This window comes from Arthrobacter oryzae (assembly GCF_037911235.1).
Lineage (GTDB): Bacteria > Actinomycetota > Actinomycetes > Actinomycetales > Micrococcaceae > Arthrobacter > Arthrobacter oryzae_E.
In genome coordinates, this window is record NZ_JBBLYW010000003.1 from 77,203 (window position 1) to 98,525 (window position 21,323).

The following is a 21,323-nucleotide window of genomic DNA, read 5'->3' on the forward strand; positions in this document are numbered from 1 at the left end:
CCCGCCGTCAGGCCTGTCGCTGAACCCCGCGGATTTAGAGCTCGCGGACGAGAAAGTCCACTGCCATGCCGAGGATTCCGTCCAGCTGGTCTTCGGCAAAGAAGAAGCAGTGGTCGCCGCCTCGGATGGTGACGAGTTCGTTGCGGACACCGGCGTCCGTCAGCGCCGCGGCCAGCAGTTCGCTCTGGGACAGCGGGACCAGGCCGTCGCTGTCGCCGTGGATCAACAGGAACGGCGGTGCGTCGGCAGTCACGTGGCCAAGCGGGCTGGCCGCCGCCAGCAGGGCGGGATCGGCAGTTCCGCCCACCAGCATGGGACCTGGTTCCATGGTCATGCCCGGCGGCACGGCGGCCACGAGGGCACCGGACATCAGGCCGGAGGGCGTATTCATCGGCGGCATGTCCGGCAGCGAGGACACACCGTAAAAATCGACGACGGCGCTGACGGCGCTGGAGTGCCCCTGGACTCCCAGCCCGCCCTCGAGGTCCTCACGCGACCCCGTGACTCCCAGTAGCGCGGCGAGGTGTCCTCCGGCCGACTCGCCCCAGGCGCCGATGCGGCCCGCGTCGATACCCAAGGCCCCGGCGTGCTCCCGGAGGTACCGGACAGCCGCCTTGAGGTCGTGAAGCTGCGCCGGGAACGGTGCTTCCAGGGCATGGCGGTAATCCACGGTGGCGCACGCGATGCCGGCCTCGTTCAGGAGCCGGAAAACAGAATCCGGAGCAAAGGTGGGCGGCAGTTCGCGGCGGTCACCAAGCTGGAAGGCTCCACCGTGGATCCACACCACCACAGGGACCGGTCCTGCGGCGTCGCGCGGCAGCCAGATGTCCATCGCCAAACGCCGGAAGCCGACCGCGATCGCATAGCTGACTTCGCGGTGCACCATCGATACCTCAGACGCCGGATGGGGCGTTCCCGGGGCGTGGAAGGCCGGGAAGGGAGGCGGTGCGGGCATCCTTCGCGGGGCTGTGGTGGTATCGGTTTCCTGGGTCATGGAGTGCTCCTTGCAAGGTCGGGTGAGGTTTCTGCGCTGCGCGGCGGAGCGGCGGCGAAGGTATGGGTGCCGGGCCCGACGGCGGCGGCCGGCTCACCGGGCAGGCGGACGTCCGCCGTGGTTCCGGGCGGAACGGTGGCCGTGAGCGTCAGCACGCCGTCGTGGATGGTCCAGTCCACTCCGATAAGGCCCTGCGGGCCACTGTGTGAGGTGCTGGCGGAGGTCAGACCGGCACCCGGCCTGGGCTCGATGATGACCCGCTCCCAGCCCGCACTCCCCGGGGCTTGGCGCAGTCCGGCGGTGTAGCGGTGCAGGAAGGAGACTACGGCGCCCTTGCTGTAATGGTTCAGCGAACCTTGCGCGCTGCCGTCGGGGCCGAGGCCGTTCCAGTCTTCCCAGATGGTGGTGGCGCCGCGGTCCACCATCACCAGCCAGGACGGGGCGGAGTCCTGCATGAGCAGGTCGTACGCCAGGTCCAGCTGTCCGTTGTCGGCGAGCGCCGGAAGCAGGTACGGCGTGGCAAGGAAGCCGGTCCCCAGGTGGGTGCCCGCCGCCCTGACCAGGCTGGCGAGCTGCTCCGTGACGGCGGCGCGGGCAGCGTCCGGCACCAGGTCGAAGGCTAGCGCCCGCACGCAGTTGGCCTGAGTACCTCCGCGCACTGTTCCGTCGGCCAGCAGGTATTCGTGCTGCCAAGCCCGGCGGACATTCTCGGACAGGTCCCGGAGTTCGCGGGCTTCTGCGTCCTTGCCCAGGACGGCAGCAGCCCTGGCCATGATGGCAGAGGAGTGCCGGTAGTAGGCGGTGGCCACGATGCCGTTGTCCATGGACCGGGAGGCGAAGAGGTCCGGCGCCGGGCCACCTGGTTCCATCCATTCCCCGAAATGGAAACCGGTGTCCCAGAGGTACTGCTCGTGTGGCGCCGGTGTGGCCTGTGCGGCCGCCTTGACCGGGTGCCGGTTTCCCTCCGCGGTGCGGCGGATGAAGCCGAGCCACCGGTTCATCGCGTCCCAGTTCTCTTCCAGGAGCACTGTGTCACCGGTGGCGAGGTGGATCTCCCAGGGCACCATGACGATCGCGTCCCCCCACCCTGCGGACCCGTTCGTGAAGGCCATGAACTCGGCACCCGTCACCGCCGGCCCGGGGGACGGCGAGATATTGACGATGACCCCGTTGTCCCACTGGTCGGCGCGGACATCGTTGAGCCATTTCCGCGAAAAACCTGCCACGTCGTAGAGGTAGGCCGCGGCGGGAACAAACAGCTGCCAGTCACCGGTCCAGCCGGCCTTTTCGCGCTGGGGGCAGTCCGTGGGGACCTCGCAGGCGTTGCCGCGGAAGCTCCAGTCCACGATCTCGTGCAGCTTGTTGAGCCGGCGGTCGCTGCAGTTGAAGGTGCCCAGGGGTTCCAGGTCGGTCTGGACCATGCAGCCCGCGATGTCCTCCGGCTGCAGCGTTTCGGCCAGGCCGCGGACGGAGACGAACTGGAAGCCGTGGATGGTGTGTCGCGGTTCGAACACTTCGCCGGGCACGCCCGCGGAGACCACCGAATCCACCTGCCCGGCGTCGAGGAACTGGCCGGGGTTCTTGAAGTCGATGGGGCGGAGGTGGTCCCGGGTGACCTCGCCGTCGGCGTCGAGTGTTTCCCCGTACACCAGCGTCACCTCCGTGCCGGCTGCGCCCAGCCGGTTGAGCCGGACCCAGCCGTTGATGTTCTGCCCCAGGTCCACGATCTGGCTGCCGCGTGCCAGGCGGGTGATGGACACCGGGGCCAGCTCGTCCACGATCCGGGTGGGCGGCGCCACCGGCCCGGTCAGGGTCTCGAAGGCCAGCGCCTCGAAGCGGCCGTCGCGAAGGACCGCGTGCCCGGCTTTTTGGCCATCAGCCGCGTCGCGGCTTCGGCGGAGGTCCACGTGCTGGCCTGCCATCAGGTCCGCGGAAACGATCTCCGTCGCGGAAACCAGCCACGACTCATCGGTGCCGATAACCGTCCGGGCGCCCGCGGACTCAATTTCCAGCTGCGCCAGGAACGCCGTCTGCGTTCCGTACATGTCGGCGTCGCGCGTGAACCCGAAGGAGCCGCGGAACCATCCGTCCGTGAGGACGGCGCGCACGGTGTTGGGGCCTGGCCGGAGCAGGTCGGCGATATCGAAGGCCTGGACCTGCAGCGTGCTGTGGTAGCTCGTGGAGCCGGGGGTGAGCTGCTGGTCCCCCACCCGCTGCCCGTTGATAAACAGTTCATAGATCCCGTGCGCCGTGGCATAGACCCGGGCGGCATCCGGCACGGTATCCAAGCAGAAGTCGCGGTGCAGGGAATAGCCCGGGCGTTGCCCAGGTTCCGGGATCACCGGCTCGTCGGGGCCGATCCACCGGGCGCTCCAGTCGGAGGGGTGCAGCAGGCCCAGCTCCACGGCCATGGGCTCGGCCCAGCCGGACAGCGCCTCGGTGCCGTCCGGTGCCACGTTCCAGGTCCGGACTTTCCACTCGAAGCGGTCGCGGGAACTAAGGTCCGGGCCGGCGTACGGCACCGAGCTGCGCTCTCCGCTGTCCACGCGCCCGGTGTCCCAGCCATTGCTCGTGGTGAGCTGGTAGGCGGCCTGCCGGACGGTGCCTTGCGGCGGCGTCCAGCTGAACCGCGGGGCCGTCTTGGTGATGCCGAAGGCCTGGCGCAGGTTCTCGGTCCGGAGGCGCGTGGGGCATGGGGCTGCACCGCGTTCAGTCAACGTGGGCTCCCTCAGGCGTAATGGCAGGCGACGTCGGATGCGCCCACCTTGCGCAGCGCGGGCCGTTCGGTTGTGCACAGTTCCGTTGCCAGCGGGCAGCGCTGGCTGAAGGGGCAGCCGCCCGGTGATACGGCCGCGGCGGCGGCAGTGCGCACACCCAGGGCTTCGCGTGCCGCGCGCCGTTGGGCCTGCTCCGCCGGCCTCGGCACGGGTGAGGCAGCCACAAGGGCCTGGGTGAACGGGTGTTTGGGTGCCTCCGTCACTGCAGCGGCCGGCCCGCTTTCCATCACCTGGCCGCGGTACAGGACCACCACCCGCTGGGCGAGGAACTGGACCACTGAGATGTCGTGGGCGATGAACAGGTAGCTCAGCCCGCGTTCGTCCCGAAGGTCGGCCAGCAGGTTCAGCACCTGGGCCTGGGTGGAAAGGTCCAGGGCGCTGACGGCTTCGTCGCACACCACCAGTTGGGGGTCGCAGATCAGGGCGCGCGCCACCGCGATGCGCTGGCGCTGGCCGCCGGAGAACTGGCTGGGATAGCGGTCCACGGCTTCGCGCGGCAGGCCCACGCGTTCCAGCATGGCTTCGGCCTTCTCCCGTGCCTCCGCGGCAGTAACGCCGCGGAGGCGGAGCGGTTCCGCCAGCGAAGCACCAACGGTCTGCCGCGGATTCAGCGAGGAGTTGGGGTCCTGGAAAACGGCCCGCAGTTCACCGCCGAGGGCTCGGCGCTTTGCAGCACCGGCGTGGGTGATGTCCTCACCCTGGTAGGTGATGGTGCCGCCGGCACTCTTCTGGAGGCCGAGGATCGCCTTGCCGATGGTGGATTTTCCTGACCCGGACTCCCCTACCAGGCCCACCGTCTCGCCGGGGAGGATGCTGAAACTCACCCCGTCCACTGCTGCCGGGACCGCCGCAGCCTTTCGCCCGCGGCCGTAGCGAACCACCAGGTCCTTGACTTCCAGCATGGGCTGCTCCGGCGCAACTGCCGCCGTGTCCTGCCGTTCCGCCGTCTCGATGCTCATGCCAGGTCCTTTTCAACGATCTTCAGTACTCGGTGCGTGGGCACTTCGGTGGCAAGCCATTCCAGGCCTTCCACGGCCAGTTCGTCGGCTTTGACGCAGCGGACCAGTCCCTCCTCGGAACCGGAGGCCAGCAACGGCACCGGGGTGGCGCAAGCCGATCCGGCGAACTGGCAGCGGGCCGCAAAGCGGCAGCCGGTTGGCCAGTCCTTGGGCTGCGGGACCTGGCCGCTGATGGTGGCCAGCCGTTCAGGCATGTCAGCCGCAGAGTTGGCGTGCGGGTCCGCGGCAAGGAGGGCCAGCGTGTAGGGGTGTCGGGGGTTGTCCAGGATGTTGGCGGTCCGGCCGCTTTCCACCACCTGGCCGGCGTACATGACGGCCACGTTGTCGCAGATATCCGCCACCACGCCGAGGTCGTGCGTCACTATCACCACCGACATGCCGGTGTCCTTCACCAGGGAGCGGAGCAGGGACAGGATTTCAGCCTGGACCGTGACATCCAGCGCGGTGGTGGGCTCATCGGCTACCAGCAGCCGGGGACGGCCGGAGAGGGCCAGGGCGATGGCCACACGCTGGGCCATGCCGCCGCTGATCTGGTGCGGATAGGTCTTGAGGATGCGTTCGGCATCCACAATGCCCACCTTTTCAAGCAGGCTGAGGGCTTCTTTCCGGGCCTCTGCCTTACCCATCTTCCGGAGCCGCCGGATGGCGGCGGTGAGCTGGTAGCCCACGGTGAACATGGGGTCCAGGGCGCGCATGGGTTCCTGGGAGATCAGCGCGATTTCGCGGCCGCGAATGCCTTCCATGTCCCGTTCCGTGGCGGTGGCAAGGTTCTTGCCGTTCCACAGGATCCGGCCCCCCGTTACCGAGACCCCGGAGGGCAGCAGTCCCAGCAGGGAAAGCGCCGTCATGGTCTTGCCGCAGCCGGACTCACCGACGAGCCCCAGCACGGTTCCCTGCTCGACGTCGAACGAGACGTCCGTGACCAGCGGAGTTCCGCCGTCGACCCCTACGGAGAGTCCGCGGACGCTGAGCTGGCCATTCACAGGTGCGGCGTCTGTGCCTTCGGCAGGAGCCACGGCTCCGACGGCGGCTCCGGCTGCAGCCACAACACTGGCATGCCGGCGGCGGGCCGCCGCTGACGGCAGGTGGGAGGCGGTGGCGTCGGGGGTCTTGCCCAGGGCATTGCCGATGGCGTTTGCCGCCAGGACAGTCAGGGCGAGGACGGCGCCGGTGGGGACCATCAGCCACGGGGCGTCATAGACGTGCTGGGACGCACTCTGGATCATGCCGCCCCAGCTGGGCTGCGGGATGGGCGGGCCGAAGCCGATGAAGGCGAGGCCGGCCTGGATGAGCATGCCGACGGCGAAGATGAGGGCGGACTGCACCACGATGGTGTTCGTCAGGCCGGGCAGGACGTGCCGGAGGCTGATGCTCAGCGTGCTGACGCCGTCAACTTTGGCGGCGTCCACGTAGAGCTGGGACTGGAGGGACTTCGCCTGGCCGAGCATCACGCGGTAGATTCCGGCGGAGATGAGGACGCCCAGGATCGCCATGATCAGCGGAATATTGGTCCCTACTGCGCCGATGACGGCCAGGATGATCACCGTGCCGGGCAGCGACATCATGATTTCGGTGACCCGGCTGATGACAGCCTCAACGCGTTCGCCGGCGGCGGCCGCCAGCATCGCCAGGACCGTTCCAAGCCCGACGCCGACAATCACCGTGATCAGTGAGGTTCCGAGGGTGCCTGCGGCGGCGGCGAAGATGCGGCTGAGGAGATCCCGGCCGAGTTCGTCGGTACCGAGCCAGTGGGCCGGGGTGGGCCCGGACAGGACGGCGGTGAAGTCCTGGTCTTCGGTCTTGTACGGCAGCCACCATGGGGCGGTCAGCGATGCGGCCACCAGGGCGGCCAGCCAGATGACGCCCGCCACGCCGCCCGGAGAGGCGAACAGGCGGTGGGCGGAGAACCGGGCGAGCGCGTTCTTGCGCTGGAGCGGGGCGGGAGCGATGGAGGGCATCATGAGGCACGCAACTTCGGGTCGAGGAACTTGGTGGCGAGTTCCAGCACCAGGTTCACAGCCACCACCACAACGGTGGCGATGACCACCACACCCTGCACGGACGGGGCATCGTGGGTGCTGACGGAGTTTTGGACTGCCTGGCCCAGGCCCGGCATGGCGAACAGCTGCTCCGCGATGACCGAGCCGCCGAACAATCCGATGAACTGCAGGGCGATGCCGGCCACGATGGGAAGGCTGGCGTAGCGGAGGGCGTGGACGTAGAGGATCTTCCAGGTGGGAGTGGCCGTGGCCCGGAGGGTTCGAATATGTTCCTGCTGCAGCGCCTCAAGCATGGAAGCCCGGGTCTGGCGGGCAATGAACGCCGCTCCGCCCACGGCCAGGGTGATCACCGGCAGTGCCAGGGACATGGCCCAGTCCTGCGGCGAGACGTCGAAGGGAACGTAGCCGGTGGCCGGAAAGACCGAGGACTGGACGGCGAAGAGGTACACAAAGATGATGCCGATCCAGAAGGCGGGCAGTGCCACGGCCAGGCCGCAGATTCCCCCGACGATGCGGTCCGCGAGGCCGCCGCGCACGGCTGCGGTCACGCCCAGGGCAATGCCCAGGACGGCGCTCAGCACCGTCGCGCCGGCCGCGAGCGACGCGGTCACCGGGAGCCGGTTGGCCAGGTCAGCGGACACGGAGCGGCCGTCGATGAGGGAGACCCCGAGATCGCCCTGGACCGCGCCACCCAGCCAGCGGAAGAACTGGACCAGAAGGGGATCGGACCAGCCAAGCCGCTGGTTTACGTCGTCGATGGCTTCCTGGGACGCGCCGGCTCCGAGCGAAACAGCTCCGGGGCTGCCGGGCATTGCGTGCACCAGCAGGAATGCCAACACTGCAACCACCAGCACGGTGGCGAGCGCCATCAACAGGCGCTTGGAAATGAATAGTGCCATGGTGACCTCCATCGGTCAGGACCTGCCGGGGCTGCCCTCCGTTGCGCGGAGGGCAGCCCCGGCAGAGCCGGTGAGTAGCTGGCCGGGTATTAGCTGGCCGGCTTGTAGGACGAGAGCAGCGGGTAGGCGTTGGTACCGGCGAACTCCACCTGCTTGATCTTCTTGGTGTTGTAGCCCTGGTTGGTGAGTGACTCGTAGAGCGGGATCATCCAGCCGGATTCCACCAGGCGGGTGTTGAGCTTGGTGAGGGCGGTCTTCCTGGCGGCGTCGTCCTTCGCGGCGGCGGCCTCGCCGGTAGCGGCCGTCAGCTGCTCGTCGGTGGCTTTCTGCACATTGGTGAAACCGTTCAGGACCACGCCGTACATCAGGCCTACCGGATTGTCCCAGCCGAGGGCGGCGTAGCCGAGGGGTGTGGTGGCGACTGCTGCGAAGGCTTCATCCGTTGAGGCGGCCATCTTGATGTTCATTTTGATCCCGACGGCGGCAAGATCCTTCTGGACGGCCTGCAGGTCCGTCTGTGTTTCCGCGCTGCCGACGATGGTGAACTCGAAGCCGTCAGCGTAGCCGGCCTCAGCCAGGAGGCTCTTGGCCTTCGCCGGGTCATAGGCGAACTTGGTTGTCAGCTCTTCGGTGAAGCCTGCGGAATCCTTGGGAAGTGCATTCCATGCCGGGATATCTCCCTTGTGTAGTGCGTCCACCAGTGACTGGCGGTTGATGGCGTACTGAAACGCCTGGCGGACTTTCTCGCTGGCGAAGGCGGGGGCGGTCTTTCCGGTCTTGTCGAAGGAAACCATGGTGTGCAGGGTTCCGCCGATCTGGGACACGCCGAGGCCCTTGGACTTTGCGAAGTCCACCGTGGGGGAGGTGAGCATGGCGACGTCGGCCTGGCCGGAGACGAGGGCGTTGGCACGGGCCTGGGGATCCTGGATGACGCTGAAGGTGACCTTGCTGAAGGCGTATTTTGAAGCGTCCGGGTTCTTGTCGTTCTTGACCAGCACGTACTTGTTGCCCTTCACCGTGGAGGGATCCAGGGTGTACGGTCCGGAGCCGTCCGGGGTTGCAGCCAGGCTGGCGGTATCCGCGACGCCGGTCTTGCCGACAATCATGCCCATGGTGGCAGTGAGGTTCTTTTCAAAGCCCGGCTGGGGCTTCGCAAACGTGAGGGATACCTGGGTGGGACTGACGACGTCAACCGAGGTGATCTCCTGGGCGCCGCCCTTGGCGACCGCCGAGTAGGCACTTAGCGCCGGATCCGTGCGGCGGTCAAAGTTGGCCTTGACCAGAGCGGCGTCCAGGGTGGAACCGTCCGTGAAGGTGACTCCCTCTTTGAGGGTCAGCGTCAGGACGGTGTTGTCCGCGTTGTAGCTGAACTCCTTCGCCAGGCCTGGACCGGCGGAGCCGTCCGGCTGGAGGGTCATGAGGTTTTCGTAAAGGCCTTCGAAGAACTGCCGCTGGGCGTCGGCAACACGCAGCGGATCAAACCCGAACGACGCTGAGTCGCTATCGATGGCGAGGGTCAGGTTGCTGGTGTCCGCCTTGGCAGTCGCCTGGCTGGAGCCGCCGCAGGCGGTCAACGATCCCAGGAGGAGCGCTCCGGCCAGTACGGCGGAGCTCGCACGAGCCGTGGAGTTCAGAAGTTTCATGTAGTGCGCCTTTGCATTCTGATGTGACAACGGAGGGAAACAGTTATGGGGGCCAGGCGTGTGGCCGGCTCCCCTCAAGCATCAGTGGCGGCTGTTTGCCGGAGACACGAGGATTTCATTGGTTGAAATACTTATGTGGTGGCCGTCACGGCGGAGGCGCCTCGTGGACCAAACGCTCCGGCGATGAGTTTGTCACCCAATGAAAACCGCCATCCCCGCCGGGCCTTGAGCGCGGACGATGGACAGTCAGCCCATGCACAGCCGCCTGGGCGCATGGAAAGGAACCACATGACTACCTCCTCCCCCTTCCCCCCGGATTTCCTCTGGGGCGTCGCAAGCGCCGGCCATCAAGTCGAGGGGAACAATGTCAACAGCGACACCTGGTTCCTGGAGCACCTCCCCGGCACGATTTTTGCTGAACCGTCCGGCGATGCCGTGGACCACTACCACCGCTACCGCGAGGACATCGCCCTGATCGCTGAACTCGGCTTCACCACCTACCGCTTCTCGGTGGAGTGGGCGCGCATCGAGCCCGTGGAAGGCCGGTTCTCGATCGCGGAACTCAACCATTACCGGCGAATGCTGGAAGCCTGCCACGAGCACGGACTCACCCCGGTAGTCACCTACCATCACTTCACGTCGCCCAGGTGGCTCCTCGAGGTGGGCGGCTGGGAGGACCCGGAGACGCCGGCGCGGTTCGCCCGGTATTGCGACCGGGTGACAGAGCACCTCGGCGATCTCATCGGCGTGGCCTGCACGTTGAACGAACCGAACCTGCCGTGGCTGCTGCGGGAGCTCGGCATCGGCGGTGAACCCGCGGAATCCAGGTCGGAAGTGCCCCTGTGGGCCGCAGCGGCGGAGCGCCTCGGCGTCGAAGCCCGGCGCATAGCTCCGTTCCAGTTCACAGCCTCGGAGGCCGGCTTCGATGTGATGCTTGCGGCCCATCGGGCAGGCCGCGCGGCCATCAAGGCCCGGCGCCCCGAGCTGATGGTGGGGTGGACGCTCGCCAACACCGACATTCAGGCGGCGGAAGGCGGCCAGGAGCGTGCCGACCGCGTGCGCCGCACCGTCAATGAGCGCTTCCTTGAGGCATCCCGCGGAGACGACTTCGTGGGGATCCAGACGTACGGCCGGACTGTGTTCGGGCCAGACGGCCTCGCCTCCGCCCCGGAAGGCGTGCCGACAAACCAAATGGGCGAGGAAATCTACCCCCAGGCCCTCGAAGCCACCATTAGGGAGGCCGCCCGCGTCGCCAGGATTCCCGTCATCGTGACGGAAAACGGGCTGGCGACGGACGACGACTCGCAGCGCGTGGCCTACCTCCGGGTGGCCGTTGCCGGCGTGGCGTCCTGCCTGGCCGACGGCATCGACGTCCGGGGATACATCGCCTGGACGGCCTTCGACAACTTCGAGTGGGTCTTTGGCTACGGTCCGAAGTTCGGCCTGATCGCGGTGGACCGGAACACCCAGGAACGGACCCCCAAGGAGAGCGCATGGTGGCTGGGCCGGCAGGCGCACGCGGCGCAGCGTGAGGTGACGCTGGCAAGCGAGGCAGCGCAGCCGGCCTGACCTGAGCCACCTTCGGCGGCCCTTGGTCCGACGCTATTTCGGGTGACGGCCAGGGGTCCGCTCCGCGGTTTTCCCTTTCGAGAAGATGCGCTCAGGCCGCAGGCGGGGCCGTAGAGTCACGGACAATCACCTGCGTGGCCAATTCGACGCGGCGGGAGTCGAGAACCTCCCCGCGGGCCTGGCGGAGCAATGCCCGCAATGCAGCCCGCCCCATTTCCTCCAGCGGCTGGGCCACGGAGGTTAGTGCCGGGACGGACTCCTCACCTTGGGTTGTCCCGTCGAAGCCAATGAGGCTCATGTCTTCCGGAATCCTGATGCCCTGACGGGCTGCTTCACTCAAAACACCCAGTGCGATGCTGTCGCTTGCGGCAAAGATGGCTGTGGGCCGTTCATCAAGTTCAAGCAGTGCCTTCAGCCCGGCCGTTCCGCTGTCACGCCGGAACCTGCCGCCGGAAATGACGTACCGGGGATCGACCGGCACGCCGTGAGCCGTCAGCGCGGCCATGTAGCCGTGCAGCCTCGCCTGGTTGCACTCGGCCCGCTCTATGCCGCCAATGTAGGCGATCCGCCGGTGCCCCAACTCCAACAGGTGCTCCGTTGCCGCCTTGCCGCCCGCCCAGTTCGTCGCTCCTACGCTGACCACGTCCGCCGGGGGCGGATTGAGCGGGTCGATCACGACGACGGGAACCTGGCGGCGCCGGAACGCGTGCAGTTGAGCCTCGCTGAAGGCTGATGTCACCACAATCATTCCCGCCCTGCCCTCGTCTATGATTCGCTGGGCGCGGCGCTCCGGGTTGTTCTCCCTTGAGGTTGCCGGACCGGTGGCGCTCACCAGGATTTCAACATCGGCTCCAGCGGCGAACTGCAGTATCCCGTTCAGGACCTCCACCGTGTAGGCCGCGGTGAGCACGTCGACAACCACCTCAACCACCGTGGCGGTCTTAGTGGCGGAGCGGCGCTGAAGGGGCGACTGGTACCCCGCCTGCTCCAGGGCGGCAAGAACGCGGGCACGCGTTTCCGGCGCCACGTCCTCACGGCCGTTTACCACCTTGGAGACCGTGGGGGTTGAGACCCCGACCTGCAAGGCGACAGCTGCCAGGGTCGTCTTTTCCGCGCGTGCGTTCATGGCCAAGGGATAATCCCGTCTTTTCGAAACATTTCGCTTGCTCTTATCTTGGCTTCCGATCCGCGCATCGTCAACCATGCCGGTGGATGAGTCACAAACCGAGCAAGAAATTCCTTGACTGTGATCCGCACCACCGTTAGATTTACTTCACCGGTCGCAAGGTTTCGAAATGTTTCGACGATTGCCAGTGCGGCCACGGACCAATTGATCAGGGCACTCCACCTCGAAGCAGAGAACGGCTGGCCCTCGTCACACGTTACCGGGACCCAGCGTTGAGCCCGGACGATGAACGGAAACGAAATGAAAATTCGAAAGTTGCGCTCGGTAGCCTTGGCAGTTTCCGCCGCCGGAGTGGCACTAAGCCTCGCCGCTTGCGGTTCTTCTGGTCCTGCCGAGTCAAACGTCAGCAGTGGCTCGGCCAGCATGTGGGGCCTGACCGGCGGTAACCAGCCGGTACTGCAGAAGTCGGTGGACGACTGGAACCAGGCGAATCCGGACAAGTCGATCAAACTGGACTTCTTCGCCAACGATGCTTACAAAACCAAGGTCCGAACCGCCGTCGGCGCCGGCGAAGGCCCCACGTTCATCTATGGCTGGGGCGGCGGAGTGTTGAAGTCCTATGTGGATGCCGGCCAGGTGGAGGACCTGTCCAACTTCGTCAAGGACAACCCGGAGGTCAGGGACCGCTACCTTCCGTCCGTGCTCAAGAACGGCGAAGTGGATGGCAAGACCTACGCCCTGCCGAACAACAACGTCCAGCCGGTAGTCCTTTACTTCAACAAAGAAGTATTCGACAAGGTCGGTGCGCAGCCGCCCAAGACCTGGGACGAACTGATGGCCCTCGTGCCGAAGTTCAAGGAAGCCGGCGTCGCGCCGTTTTCGCTCGGCGGACAGTCGAAGTGGCCGGATCTGATGTGGCTTGAGTACCTCGTTGAGCGCATCGGCGGCCCCGACGTCTTCGCAAACATCGCAGCCGACAAGCCCGGAGCCTGGTCCGATCCTGCCGTGAAAGAGGCGCTGACCAAAATCCAGGAACTGGTGGACGCCGGCGGGTTCATTAACGGCTTCTCGTCCGTTGCCGCTGACAGCAACGCCGACCAGGCACTGATGTACACCGGCAAGGCAGCCATGATCCTCCAGGGCGGCTGGATCTACCAGGGCATGAAGAAGGACGCCGCCGACTTCGTCAAGAGCGGCAAGCTCGGCTACACCACCTTCCCCACCGTTTCCGGCGGCAAGGGGGACCCGGCCAACGTCGTAGGCAACCCGTCCAACTTCTGGTCCATCTCCGCTAAAGCCACTGATGCGCAGAAGAAGGCCGCCCTGGACTACGTCAAGGACGGCATGTTCACTGACGCCAATACCGATGCTCTGATCAACTCGGGAGCCGTGCCGGTGGTCACAGGTATCGAAAGCAAACTCGAAGCTTCCCCGGACAAAGACTTCCTGACCTTCGTCTACGGCATGGCCAAGAACGCGCCCAACTTCACGCTCTCCTGGGACCAGGCGCTCAGCCCGGCACAGGGCGATGCGATGCTGTCAAACCTGGACCAGATCTTCCTGAAGAAGATCAGCCCGGACCAGTTCATCACCACCATGAACGCCACGATCGGGAAGTAAGAGACCGTGACATCTCTTGGTTCTGCTCACCGGGGGGTCCGCGACGCGGGCCCCTCGGGGTGGCTCGCGGCCCCCGCACTGTTCTTCTTCCTCGCATTTGCGGTCGTCCCGCTGATCGGCGTCGTCTTCCTCAGCTTCACGAGCTGGAACGGGCTGGGCGAGATCAAGCCGGAAGGCCTGTCCAGCTGGACCACGGTCCTGACGGATCCGGTAACGGGCAACGCCTTGGTGGTGACCGCCAAGGTCATGTTCTTCTCATTTATTGTCCAGGCACCGGTCAGCCTGCTGCTGGGCGTCTTCACCGCGGGCGGCCAGAAATACCGTGCCGCCTTGGCCGTGCTCTACTTCCTGCCGCTGCTGCTGTCCTCTGCCGCGGTTGCGATTGCCTTCAAAGCACTGCTCGACCCCAACTTCGGCCTGGGCCCCGGATTCAACATGCCTATCCTTGCCCAGGACTGGCTCGGGAATTCCGATCTGGTGCTCTTCGTGGTGGTCTTCGTGATCGCGTGGCAGTTTGTCCCTTTCCACACACTGATCTACCAAGGCGGCGTCCGCCAGATTCCCACGTCGCTGTACGAGGCAGCGGAAATTGATGGTGCAGGGCGCTTCCGCCAGTTCTGGAACATCACCCTGCCCCAGCTGAAGTACACCGTCATCACTTCCTCCACCTTGATGGTGGTCGGAAGTCTGGCATACTTCGACCTCATCTTCGTGCTCACCGGTGGCGGACCGGGCTACAGCACCCGGCTCCTCCCGCTGCATATGTACCTGACGGGCTTCAAAGCCAACGACATGGGAGCCGCCAGCGCACTGGGTGTCATGCTCATCGTCATCGGTCTGGGACTTGCGCTTCTGTTGCAGCGCCTCGGCGGCAAGAACCGCAACGCTAGCCAACTGGAAGGTGCCTGATGGCGTCCACGACTCAACTCCCGATTCCTCCTTCCTCGGCCACGAGCAGTGTCGCTGAAAAACCTGTCCCCCGCACCAAGGGCCCGGGACGGCTGCGGCCAAACCTTTTGGGCGGCCTGGGCGGCTGGCTCTGGCTGGCGATCATCATCATCCCGATCTACTACGTGGTGATTACCAGCTTCAAGAACCAGGCCGGATTCTTTACCTCCAATCCGATGCTCCCGGCCACGGAGCCAACCCTGGACAATTACAAGCTGGTGCTGGACAACAACTTCGTCACGTACTTCACCAACAGCCTCATCGTCACCCTCGGTACGGTGCTCCCAGCCCTGCTGGTGTCCTTCATGGCTGCGTACGCCATCGTCCGGGGCAGGAGCCGGTTCCTGAGCCTGACGAACAACTTGTTCCTCCTTGGGCTCGCTATCCCGCTCCACGCCACCATCATCCCGATCTACTGGATGATCACCAGGGCCCACCTGTATGACACACTGCTGGCGCTGATCCTGCCGTCCGTGGCTTTTGCCATCCCGGTCAGCGTCCTCATCCTGTCCAATTTCATGCGGGATGTGCCAAACGAACTGTTCGAGTCGATGCGGCTGGACGGCTGCTCAGACTGGGCCATGATGTGGCGGCTTGCCCTTCCCATGACCAAGCCGGCTGTCATCACCGTCGGCATCTACAACGCCCTGCACGTCTGGAACGGCTTCCTGTTCCCGCTGATCCTGACACAAAGCCCCGCGACCAGGGTCCTGCCGCTGTCGCTCTGGACGTTCCAGGGAGAGTTCAGCGTGAACATCCCGGCCATTCTGGCGTCCGTCGTGCTGGCGACCCTCCCCCTCCTGGTGATTTACGTCGTCGCCCGCCGCCAGCTGCTCAGCGGCCTCACCGCCGGCTTCAGCAAGTAGAAAGGAACTCCGGTGACCAATCACAAACCCCTGCGGGTGGGCATGGTGGGCTACGCGTTCATGGGTGCAGCCCACTCCCACGCCTGGCGCACGGCGCCCCGGTTCTTCGACCTCCCGCTGCAGCCCCGGCTCACCGCCGTTGCCGGCCGGAACGCCGACGGCGTGCGGGCCGCAGCAGGCAAGCTTGGCTGGGAATCGGTTGAGACGGACTGGCGGCGCCTGATCGAGCGCGGCGACATAGACCTGATCGACATCTGCACGCCCGGCGACACGCATGCCGAGATTGCGATCGCCGCCCTTGAGGCCGGAAAGCATGTGCTGTGCGAGAAGCCGCTTGCGAATTCCGTTGAGGAAGCAGAAAGGATGACTCTCGCGGCGGAGACTGCTGCCAAGCAGGGCATCCTCTCGATGTGCGGCTTCAGCTACCGCCGGACTCCCGCCCTGGCATTGGCGAAACGGTTCGTCGAACAAGGCAGGCTCGGCGACCTCCGGCACATCCGTGCCCAGTATCTGCAGGACTGGCTCTCCGACGAGAACGCCCCCATGACCTGGCGGCTGGACAAGGCCAAGTCCGGATCCGGCTCCCTGGGAGACATCGGGGCGCACAGCATCGACGCTGCCCAGTGGGTCACCGGACAGAACATCACCGGCGTCTCGGCACTGCTGGAAACATTCGTCCCGGAACGCCCCCTTGCCGGGGACCTTGTCGGCCTGGGCGGGCACGGCGACCTCAGCAGCGACGCGCCCCGCGGGAACGTGACGGTCGACGACGCGGCCATCTTCAGCGCCCGGTTCGACGGCGGAGCTACTTCCACCGGCGCGGTCGGTGTCTTCGAGGCCACCCGTTACGCGCTGGGAAGGAAGAACGCCATGCGTCTGGAACTCAACGGAACCCGGGGCTCACTTGCCTTCGACTTCGAGGAGATGAACGTCCTGTCGTTTTACGACGCAGCCGAATCCCCCGACGCCGGATTCCGTCGGATCTTTGTCACTGAGCCGGAGCACCCGTACGTCGGGAACTGGTGGCCCACCGGCCACGGACTGGGCTACGAGCACGGCTTCACGCACCAAGTAGTGGACCTCGTCACCGCGATCGGCGAAGACCGCCAGCCGGAACCCTCATTCGCGGACGCGTTGCAGGTCCAGCGGGTCCTGGCAGCCGTGGAGTCCAGTGCGGCCAACTCCAGCCAATGGCAGAAAGTCTGAGCGGGCCTGCCCCGGCCCGTTAGCTGAACAAAGGAAACCCCGACATGACAGAACGCAAAAATGCCCTGGTGGTCCGCGGCGGCTGGGACGGACACCAGCCCTATGAGGCCACCGAGCTCTTCATCCCGTACCTCAAAGACCACGGTTATGACGTCCGTGTGGAGGAATCGCCAAAGGTCTACGCCGACGCCGGGTACATGGCAGGCGTGGACCTGATCATGCAATGCATGACCATGACCACCATCGAAAAGGACGAGTTCGCCGGGCTGCGCACCGCCATCGAAAACGGCACGGGCCTGGCCGGCTGGCACGGCGGGATCGCCGATTCCTACCGGAACAACTCCGACTACCTCCACCTGATCGGCGGCCAGTTCGCCTGCCACCCCGGCAAGCACCCTGACGAGTGCATCGGCGAGCAGTCGGACAACTACGTGCCCTACACGGTCAACATGCTTCCAGCAGCCGCCGAGCACTCCATCACCCGGGGCATTAAGGACTTCGACCTTGTCACCGAACAATACTGGGTGCTCTCGGACGACTACATCGACGTGCTCGCCACAACCACCCAGAAAGTCCGCGAGTGGGACCCGTGGAACCGCGAAGTCACCTCTCCGGCCATTTGGACGCGGCAGTGGGGCAAGGGCCGCATCTTCGTCGCCACCCCGGGCCACCGTGTCGAAATCCTCCAGGACGACAACGTCCGTACCATCATCGAAAGGGGCCTGCTGTGGGCAAGCCGTTGAAAGTAGGAATCGTCGGCTGCGGCGCCATCATCGCGCAGTACCTCACTAATTTCCGCAAGCTCAAGGACATTGAGCTGGTGGCCGTTTCGGACCTGGATCCGGCGCGCGCCCAAGCGGTAGCAGAGCAGTATGAGGGTGTTCGTGCCGTATCCGTTGACGAGCTCCTCGCGGCGGACGACGTCGAACTTGTCCTGAACCTGACCATCCCGGCCGCGCACTCCCAAGTGGCGCTGAAGGCCATCGCAGCGGGCAAAAGCGTGTACGGCGAGAAGCCGCTTGCCGCCACGATTGCGGAGGCACGCCAGGTGCTGGACGCAGCGCGCGAGGCAGGCGTGGCGGTCGGATGCGCGCCCGACACCGTCCTCGGCACCGGCATCCAGACCGCCCGCAAAGCGATCGATGACGGACTGATCGGCGCACCCATCTCGGCCTCCGCCACCATGGTGACACCCGGCCACGAGCGGTGGCACCCGAACCCGGACTTCTACTACCAGCCCGGCGGCGGTCCGCTCCTCGACATGGGCCCCTACTACGTGACCGCCCTCGTAACCCTGCTGGGCCCTGTCGTCTCAGTGGTGGGCGCCGCGAGCCACACGCGCAATGAACGCACCATCGGCTCCGGGGCCCGCCAGGGCGAAACTGTCCCCGTAGACATCGACTCCCACGTCACCGGCGTCCTGGTCCATGCCTCAGGCGCGCTGTCCACACTGTTCATGAGCTTCGATGCCGTAAAGTCCAAGTCGCCGAACATCGAGATCCATGGGGAACGCGGGTCGCTGGCTGTGCCGGACCCCAACCACTTTGACGGCGAGGTCCAGCTGTTTTCCCTGGGCGCCGACACCTGGGTACCCCTCCCGGTGTCGGCCGGGTACGTCGATGCCGGGCGTGGTTTTGGCATCGCGGACCTCGCTTCCACCCCTGACGGAGCCGAACCCCGGGCGGGCGGGACCCTGGCCTACCACGTCCTTGAAGTCATGGAATCGGTGCTCGAATCAGCCCACAGCGGCTCGGCGGTACGCATCAACAGCACGGTGGATCGGCCGGGCAGCGTCGAGTTGACCGTCCTGGCCGACGAAATGGACAGCCTCCAGGCGCAGGAGGCCGCTTCCTAGCAGATTGCCTTTCAAACGCCGGGCACGTCTCGCGGAGAACGCTACGTGCCCGGCATCGTGCTGCCTGAGCGCGCCCGGATGTGCAAGATGAACCTGTATCCACGGGCACAAAAAACAGCCAGGTTGTTCATGAGCCAGCCTGGAGCACCAGCTAGGAGTTTCATTGGGTGGAACACTAGGGTGGTGGACGTCACTGGCGACGAAGAAGGAACGGTGTGAAATGACAGCAGCCCCGGAAAGGCATCCGGACAGCGCCGGACCCGGCACGCCCGCGGCGATCCGCGGCAAGAGGCCGAAGCAGGGCGAACCGGTCATCGACCGTGCACTCAGCCTCCTCGCGGTCTTCACCGACCGCCGTCGGGCCCTGACGCTTTCCGAGATGGCCAGGTACGCGGACATACCGGCTCCAACTGCGCTCCGGCTCATCGCCCGGTTGGTGGCCTGGGGGGCGCTGGAAAGGCTCGACGACGGCCGGTACGTGGTGGGCGTGCGGCTCTGGGAAGTCGCGTCCCTGTCGCCCCGCGGCCACGGCGTGCGGGAAATCGCCCTGCCCTACCTCGAGGACCTCTTCGAAGTGACGCGCCACCACGTGCTGCTGGCAGTGCGCGACGGGAACGAGGCCGTCCTGATCGAGCGGCTGTCCTCCAAGGAGGCTACGGAAGTGGCCTACCGGGTGGGCGGCCGCGCGCCACTGCGGTCCACCGCCGTCGGGCTCGTCCTTCTGGCCGGCGCGGACACGGCCTTCCAAGACGCCGTCATCCGTCAGCCCGCTGACGTCGAGGCCGGCGTGGACGCCATGCCGGAGGGTCAGCTCAGGCGCACCCTCTCCGACGTTCGCCGCACGGGCGTGGCCATGATCAGAAGGTCAGCGCCTTCCCGGACAGTGTCCGTGGCCTCGCCCATTTTCGACGCCCAGGGCGCCGTCGCCGCCGCCCTTTCCATTGTGGTTCCCGACGGCGCCACTCCCCCGAACGTGCTGGCGCCCGCGGTCCAGGCCACCGCAAGGGCGGTATCCCGAAACCTCGGATTCAAGGCCGAGGTCAGTGCCGGAGTGCGGCACCTGGCACAGGCGTGACCCTGCCATGAGCCTCGCAACCACTCCTGACGGCATAGTCCGCGGCACGGCCCTTGCTGCAGCCGGCGCGGCGGACGGCACTGCGGACGGCCGAACCCTGCACCGCTTCCTGGGGATCCCCTACGCGGAATCACCCGCCCGGCTGCGCCGCTTCCTGCCGCCCGTGCCCGCGCGTCCCTGGGACGGGACCCGGGACTGCACGGTGCCGGGCGCCATGGCGCCGCAGAACCCGGACCCGTTCCTGCCGCCGTCGGACGGCTGCGCGGAACGGTGGGACGAGGACAGCTGCCTCAACCTCAACGTCTGGACCCGCGGCACGGGCGGCGCCCGGCCGGTGATGCTGTGGGTCCACGGCGGCGCGTACCTCACCGGGTCCAACAACGGCGGACTGCACGACGGCGGCAGGCTGGCTGCCGCGCTGGAGGTGGTGGTGGTCGCCGTCAACTACCGGCTGGGAGCGCTGGGCTTCCTGCACCTGCCGGAACTCCTCGGTCCGGAGTACGCGGACTCGTCCAGCTCTGCCCTGCTGGACATACTCGAGGCGCTGCGCTGGGTGCGCCGCAACATCGCGGCCTTCGGCGGCGATCCCGGCAACGTGACTCTTTTCGGCGAATCCGCAGGCGCGGCGGCCGTGGGCACGCTGTTGGGCATGCCGGCCTCGGAAGGACTGTTCCGGCGCGCCATCATGCAAAGCGGTACCGCCGAGCGGGTCCGGACCACCGAAGAATCGCGAAAAATCACCGGGGAATTCCTGCGGCACTGCGGCCTGGACCCGACGCGTGCCGCGGAACTGCTGACCCTGCCCGTGGCCCGGTTACTGGCAGCGCAGGAGGCGTTGGGCAAGGCGTCTGCCGGCAGCACCTTTGGCGTTGCCCTTCCTTTCCAGCCCGCCACCGCCACGCCGGCAATTCCTGAGCCGCCGCTGGCCGCAATCCGTCAGGGGCTCAACGCGGGGGTGGACCTTTTGGCCGGCACCAACCTGAATGAGGGTTCCTTTGCCGTGGAACTCAGGCCCGCGTCGCCGTCGGATCCGCCCGACCTCGCTGACCGGGTGGAGCTGATGATGGCCGAACACAGCGGAGATCCGGCCGCGGACCGGGCCCGCTACGCGGAAGCACTCGCTGAAACCGTGGGCACCGCGCCCACCGGGAAGCAACTCCTGGAGGCCTACCTGTCAGATGCCCAGTACCGGCAACCGACCACCAGGCTCCTCGACGCCCGCAGCGGTTCGACGGGGAGGAACTTCAGCTACTTGTTCACGTGGAAGAGCCCGGCCATGGGCGGCAAGCTCGGCTCATGCCATGCGCTGGAGATTCCGTTCGTGTTCCGGCAACTGGACTCGGCGGAAGCGGCGTACCTGACCTGCGGGAAGGCGCCGGCGGACCTGGCCGAGTGGATGAGCGCGGCGTGGTCGGCCTTTGCCGGGTCCGGCGCACCCGTGGCGGCCGGGCTGCCGCCCTGGCCCGAATACCGGGATCACACCGGGGTCCGGGCTCGCCGCGGGGTCCGGGCGACGATGGTCCTCGACGCCGGGCCGCGGGTGGAGTTCGATCCCCGGGGCCCGCTCCGCGAGTTCTGGGCCAGTCACGGGACGGTCCTTCCGGCCAGCCAAAAATGGGCCTTCCAACCATTGACAAGCCCGGTTCGGCAGCGGAAACCAACGACGTAGCGTAGGGACTTCCCGCCCAGCAAGGACGGGCAGTGAACACTTTGCTACGGACGGAGC

General features: G+C 66.4%; 17 protein-coding genes. 9 read left to right on the forward strand and 8 right to left on the reverse strand.

The window, feature by feature from the left end; genetic code table 11:
• Positions 1 to 34 precede the first annotated feature (34 nt).
• The 6 genes from WMN78_RS00780 to WMN78_RS00805 form a co-directional block, all read right to left on the reverse strand.
• Complete coding sequence (locus WMN78_RS00780) at positions 35 to 994, reverse strand: alpha/beta hydrolase (RefSeq protein WP_340531466.1); 960 nt, start codon at positions 992 to 994, stop codon at positions 35 to 37.
• The gene (locus WMN78_RS00785) at positions 991 to 3,711 is read right to left on the reverse strand and encodes an alpha-L-rhamnosidase (RefSeq protein WP_340531467.1); all 2,721 of its coding nucleotides are present in this window, start codon (positions 3,709 to 3,711) and stop codon (positions 991 to 993) included. The genes WMN78_RS00780 and WMN78_RS00785 overlap by 4 nt, the downstream gene beginning before the upstream one ends.
• 11 nt (positions 3,712 to 3,722) lie before the next feature.
• Positions 3,723 to 4,730 (reverse strand): ABC transporter ATP-binding protein, encoded by a 1,008-nt coding sequence (locus WMN78_RS00790; protein WP_340531468.1) that lies wholly within the window; start codon positions 4,728 to 4,730, stop codon positions 3,723 to 3,725.
• Positions 4,727 to 6,751 (reverse strand): dipeptide/oligopeptide/nickel ABC transporter permease/ATP-binding protein, encoded by a 2,025-nt coding sequence (locus WMN78_RS00795; protein WP_340531469.1) that lies wholly within the window; start codon positions 6,749 to 6,751, stop codon positions 4,727 to 4,729. Before WMN78_RS00795 ends, WMN78_RS00790 begins: the two co-directional genes overlap by 4 nt.
• Entirely contained in the window at positions 6,748 to 7,701 is a 954-nt protein-coding gene (locus WMN78_RS00800; RefSeq protein WP_340531470.1) for an ABC transporter permease, read from the reverse strand. Before WMN78_RS00800 ends, WMN78_RS00795 begins: the two co-directional genes overlap by 4 nt.
• 77 nt (positions 7,702 to 7,778) lie before the next feature.
• Positions 7,779 to 9,332, reverse strand: coding sequence for an ABC transporter substrate-binding protein (locus tag WMN78_RS00805; protein ID WP_340531471.1), 1,554 nt, complete (start codon positions 9,330 to 9,332; stop codon positions 7,779 to 7,781).
• 288 nt (positions 9,333 to 9,620) lie between these two features.
• On the opposite strand from WMN78_RS00805, the gene WMN78_RS00810 reads away from it, so the two are divergent.
• Entirely contained in the window at positions 9,621 to 10,901 is a 1,281-nt protein-coding gene (locus WMN78_RS00810) for a glycoside hydrolase family 1 protein (RefSeq protein WP_340531472.1), read from the forward strand.
• A 91-nt stretch (positions 10,902 to 10,992) separates the two neighbouring features.
• On the opposite strand, the gene WMN78_RS00815 is transcribed toward WMN78_RS00810, so the two are convergent.
• On the reverse strand, positions 10,993 to 12,027 hold the full coding sequence (locus tag WMN78_RS00815) for a LacI family DNA-binding transcriptional regulator (protein WP_340531473.1): 1,035 nt from the start codon (positions 12,025 to 12,027) through the stop codon (positions 10,993 to 10,995).
• Positions 12,024 to 12,452, reverse strand: coding sequence for a hypothetical protein (locus WMN78_RS00820; protein WP_340531474.1), 429 nt, complete (start codon positions 12,450 to 12,452; stop codon positions 12,024 to 12,026). Before WMN78_RS00820 ends, WMN78_RS00815 begins: the two co-directional genes overlap by 4 nt.
• Here WMN78_RS00820 and WMN78_RS00825 point away from each other — a divergent pair.
• From WMN78_RS00825 to WMN78_RS00860, 8 genes are all read left to right on the forward strand, one after another.
• Entirely contained in the window at positions 12,451 to 13,647 is a 1,197-nt protein-coding gene (locus WMN78_RS00825; RefSeq protein ID WP_340531475.1) for an extracellular solute-binding protein, read from the forward strand. The genes WMN78_RS00820 and WMN78_RS00825 overlap by 2 nt on opposite strands.
• Before the next feature lie 6 nt (positions 13,648 to 13,653).
• On the forward strand, positions 13,654 to 14,556 hold the full coding sequence (locus tag WMN78_RS00830; RefSeq protein WP_340531476.1) for a sugar ABC transporter permease: 903 nt from the start codon (positions 13,654 to 13,656) through the stop codon (positions 14,554 to 14,556).
• Positions 14,556 to 15,461: a carbohydrate ABC transporter permease gene (locus WMN78_RS00835; protein ID WP_340531477.1), complete on the forward strand. Its 906-nt coding sequence runs from the start codon at positions 14,556 to 14,558 to the stop codon at positions 15,459 to 15,461. Before WMN78_RS00830 ends, WMN78_RS00835 begins: the two co-directional genes overlap by 1 nt.
• A gap of 12 nt (positions 15,462 to 15,473) precedes the next feature.
• Positions 15,474 to 16,667 (forward strand): Gfo/Idh/MocA family oxidoreductase, encoded by a 1,194-nt coding sequence (locus WMN78_RS00840; RefSeq protein WP_340531478.1) that lies wholly within the window; start codon positions 15,474 to 15,476, stop codon positions 16,665 to 16,667.
• Between the two features lie 44 nt (positions 16,668 to 16,711).
• Positions 16,712 to 17,410: a ThuA domain-containing protein gene (locus WMN78_RS00845; protein ID WP_340531479.1), complete on the forward strand. Its 699-nt coding sequence runs from the start codon at positions 16,712 to 16,714 to the stop codon at positions 17,408 to 17,410.
• Complete coding sequence (locus WMN78_RS00850; RefSeq protein WP_340531480.1) at positions 17,395 to 18,522, forward strand: Gfo/Idh/MocA family oxidoreductase; 1,128 nt, start codon at positions 17,395 to 17,397, stop codon at positions 18,520 to 18,522. Before WMN78_RS00845 ends, WMN78_RS00850 begins: the two co-directional genes overlap by 16 nt.
• 220 nt (positions 18,523 to 18,742) lie before the next feature.
• Entirely contained in the window at positions 18,743 to 19,597 is an 855-nt protein-coding gene (locus WMN78_RS00855) for an IclR family transcriptional regulator (protein WP_340531481.1), read from the forward strand.
• A gap of 7 nt (positions 19,598 to 19,604) precedes the next feature.
• A complete protein-coding gene (locus WMN78_RS00860) occupies positions 19,605 to 21,266 on the forward strand; it encodes a carboxylesterase/lipase family protein (protein ID WP_340531482.1) in 1,662 nt (553 codons plus the stop codon).
• Positions 21,267 to 21,323 lie beyond the last annotated feature (57 nt).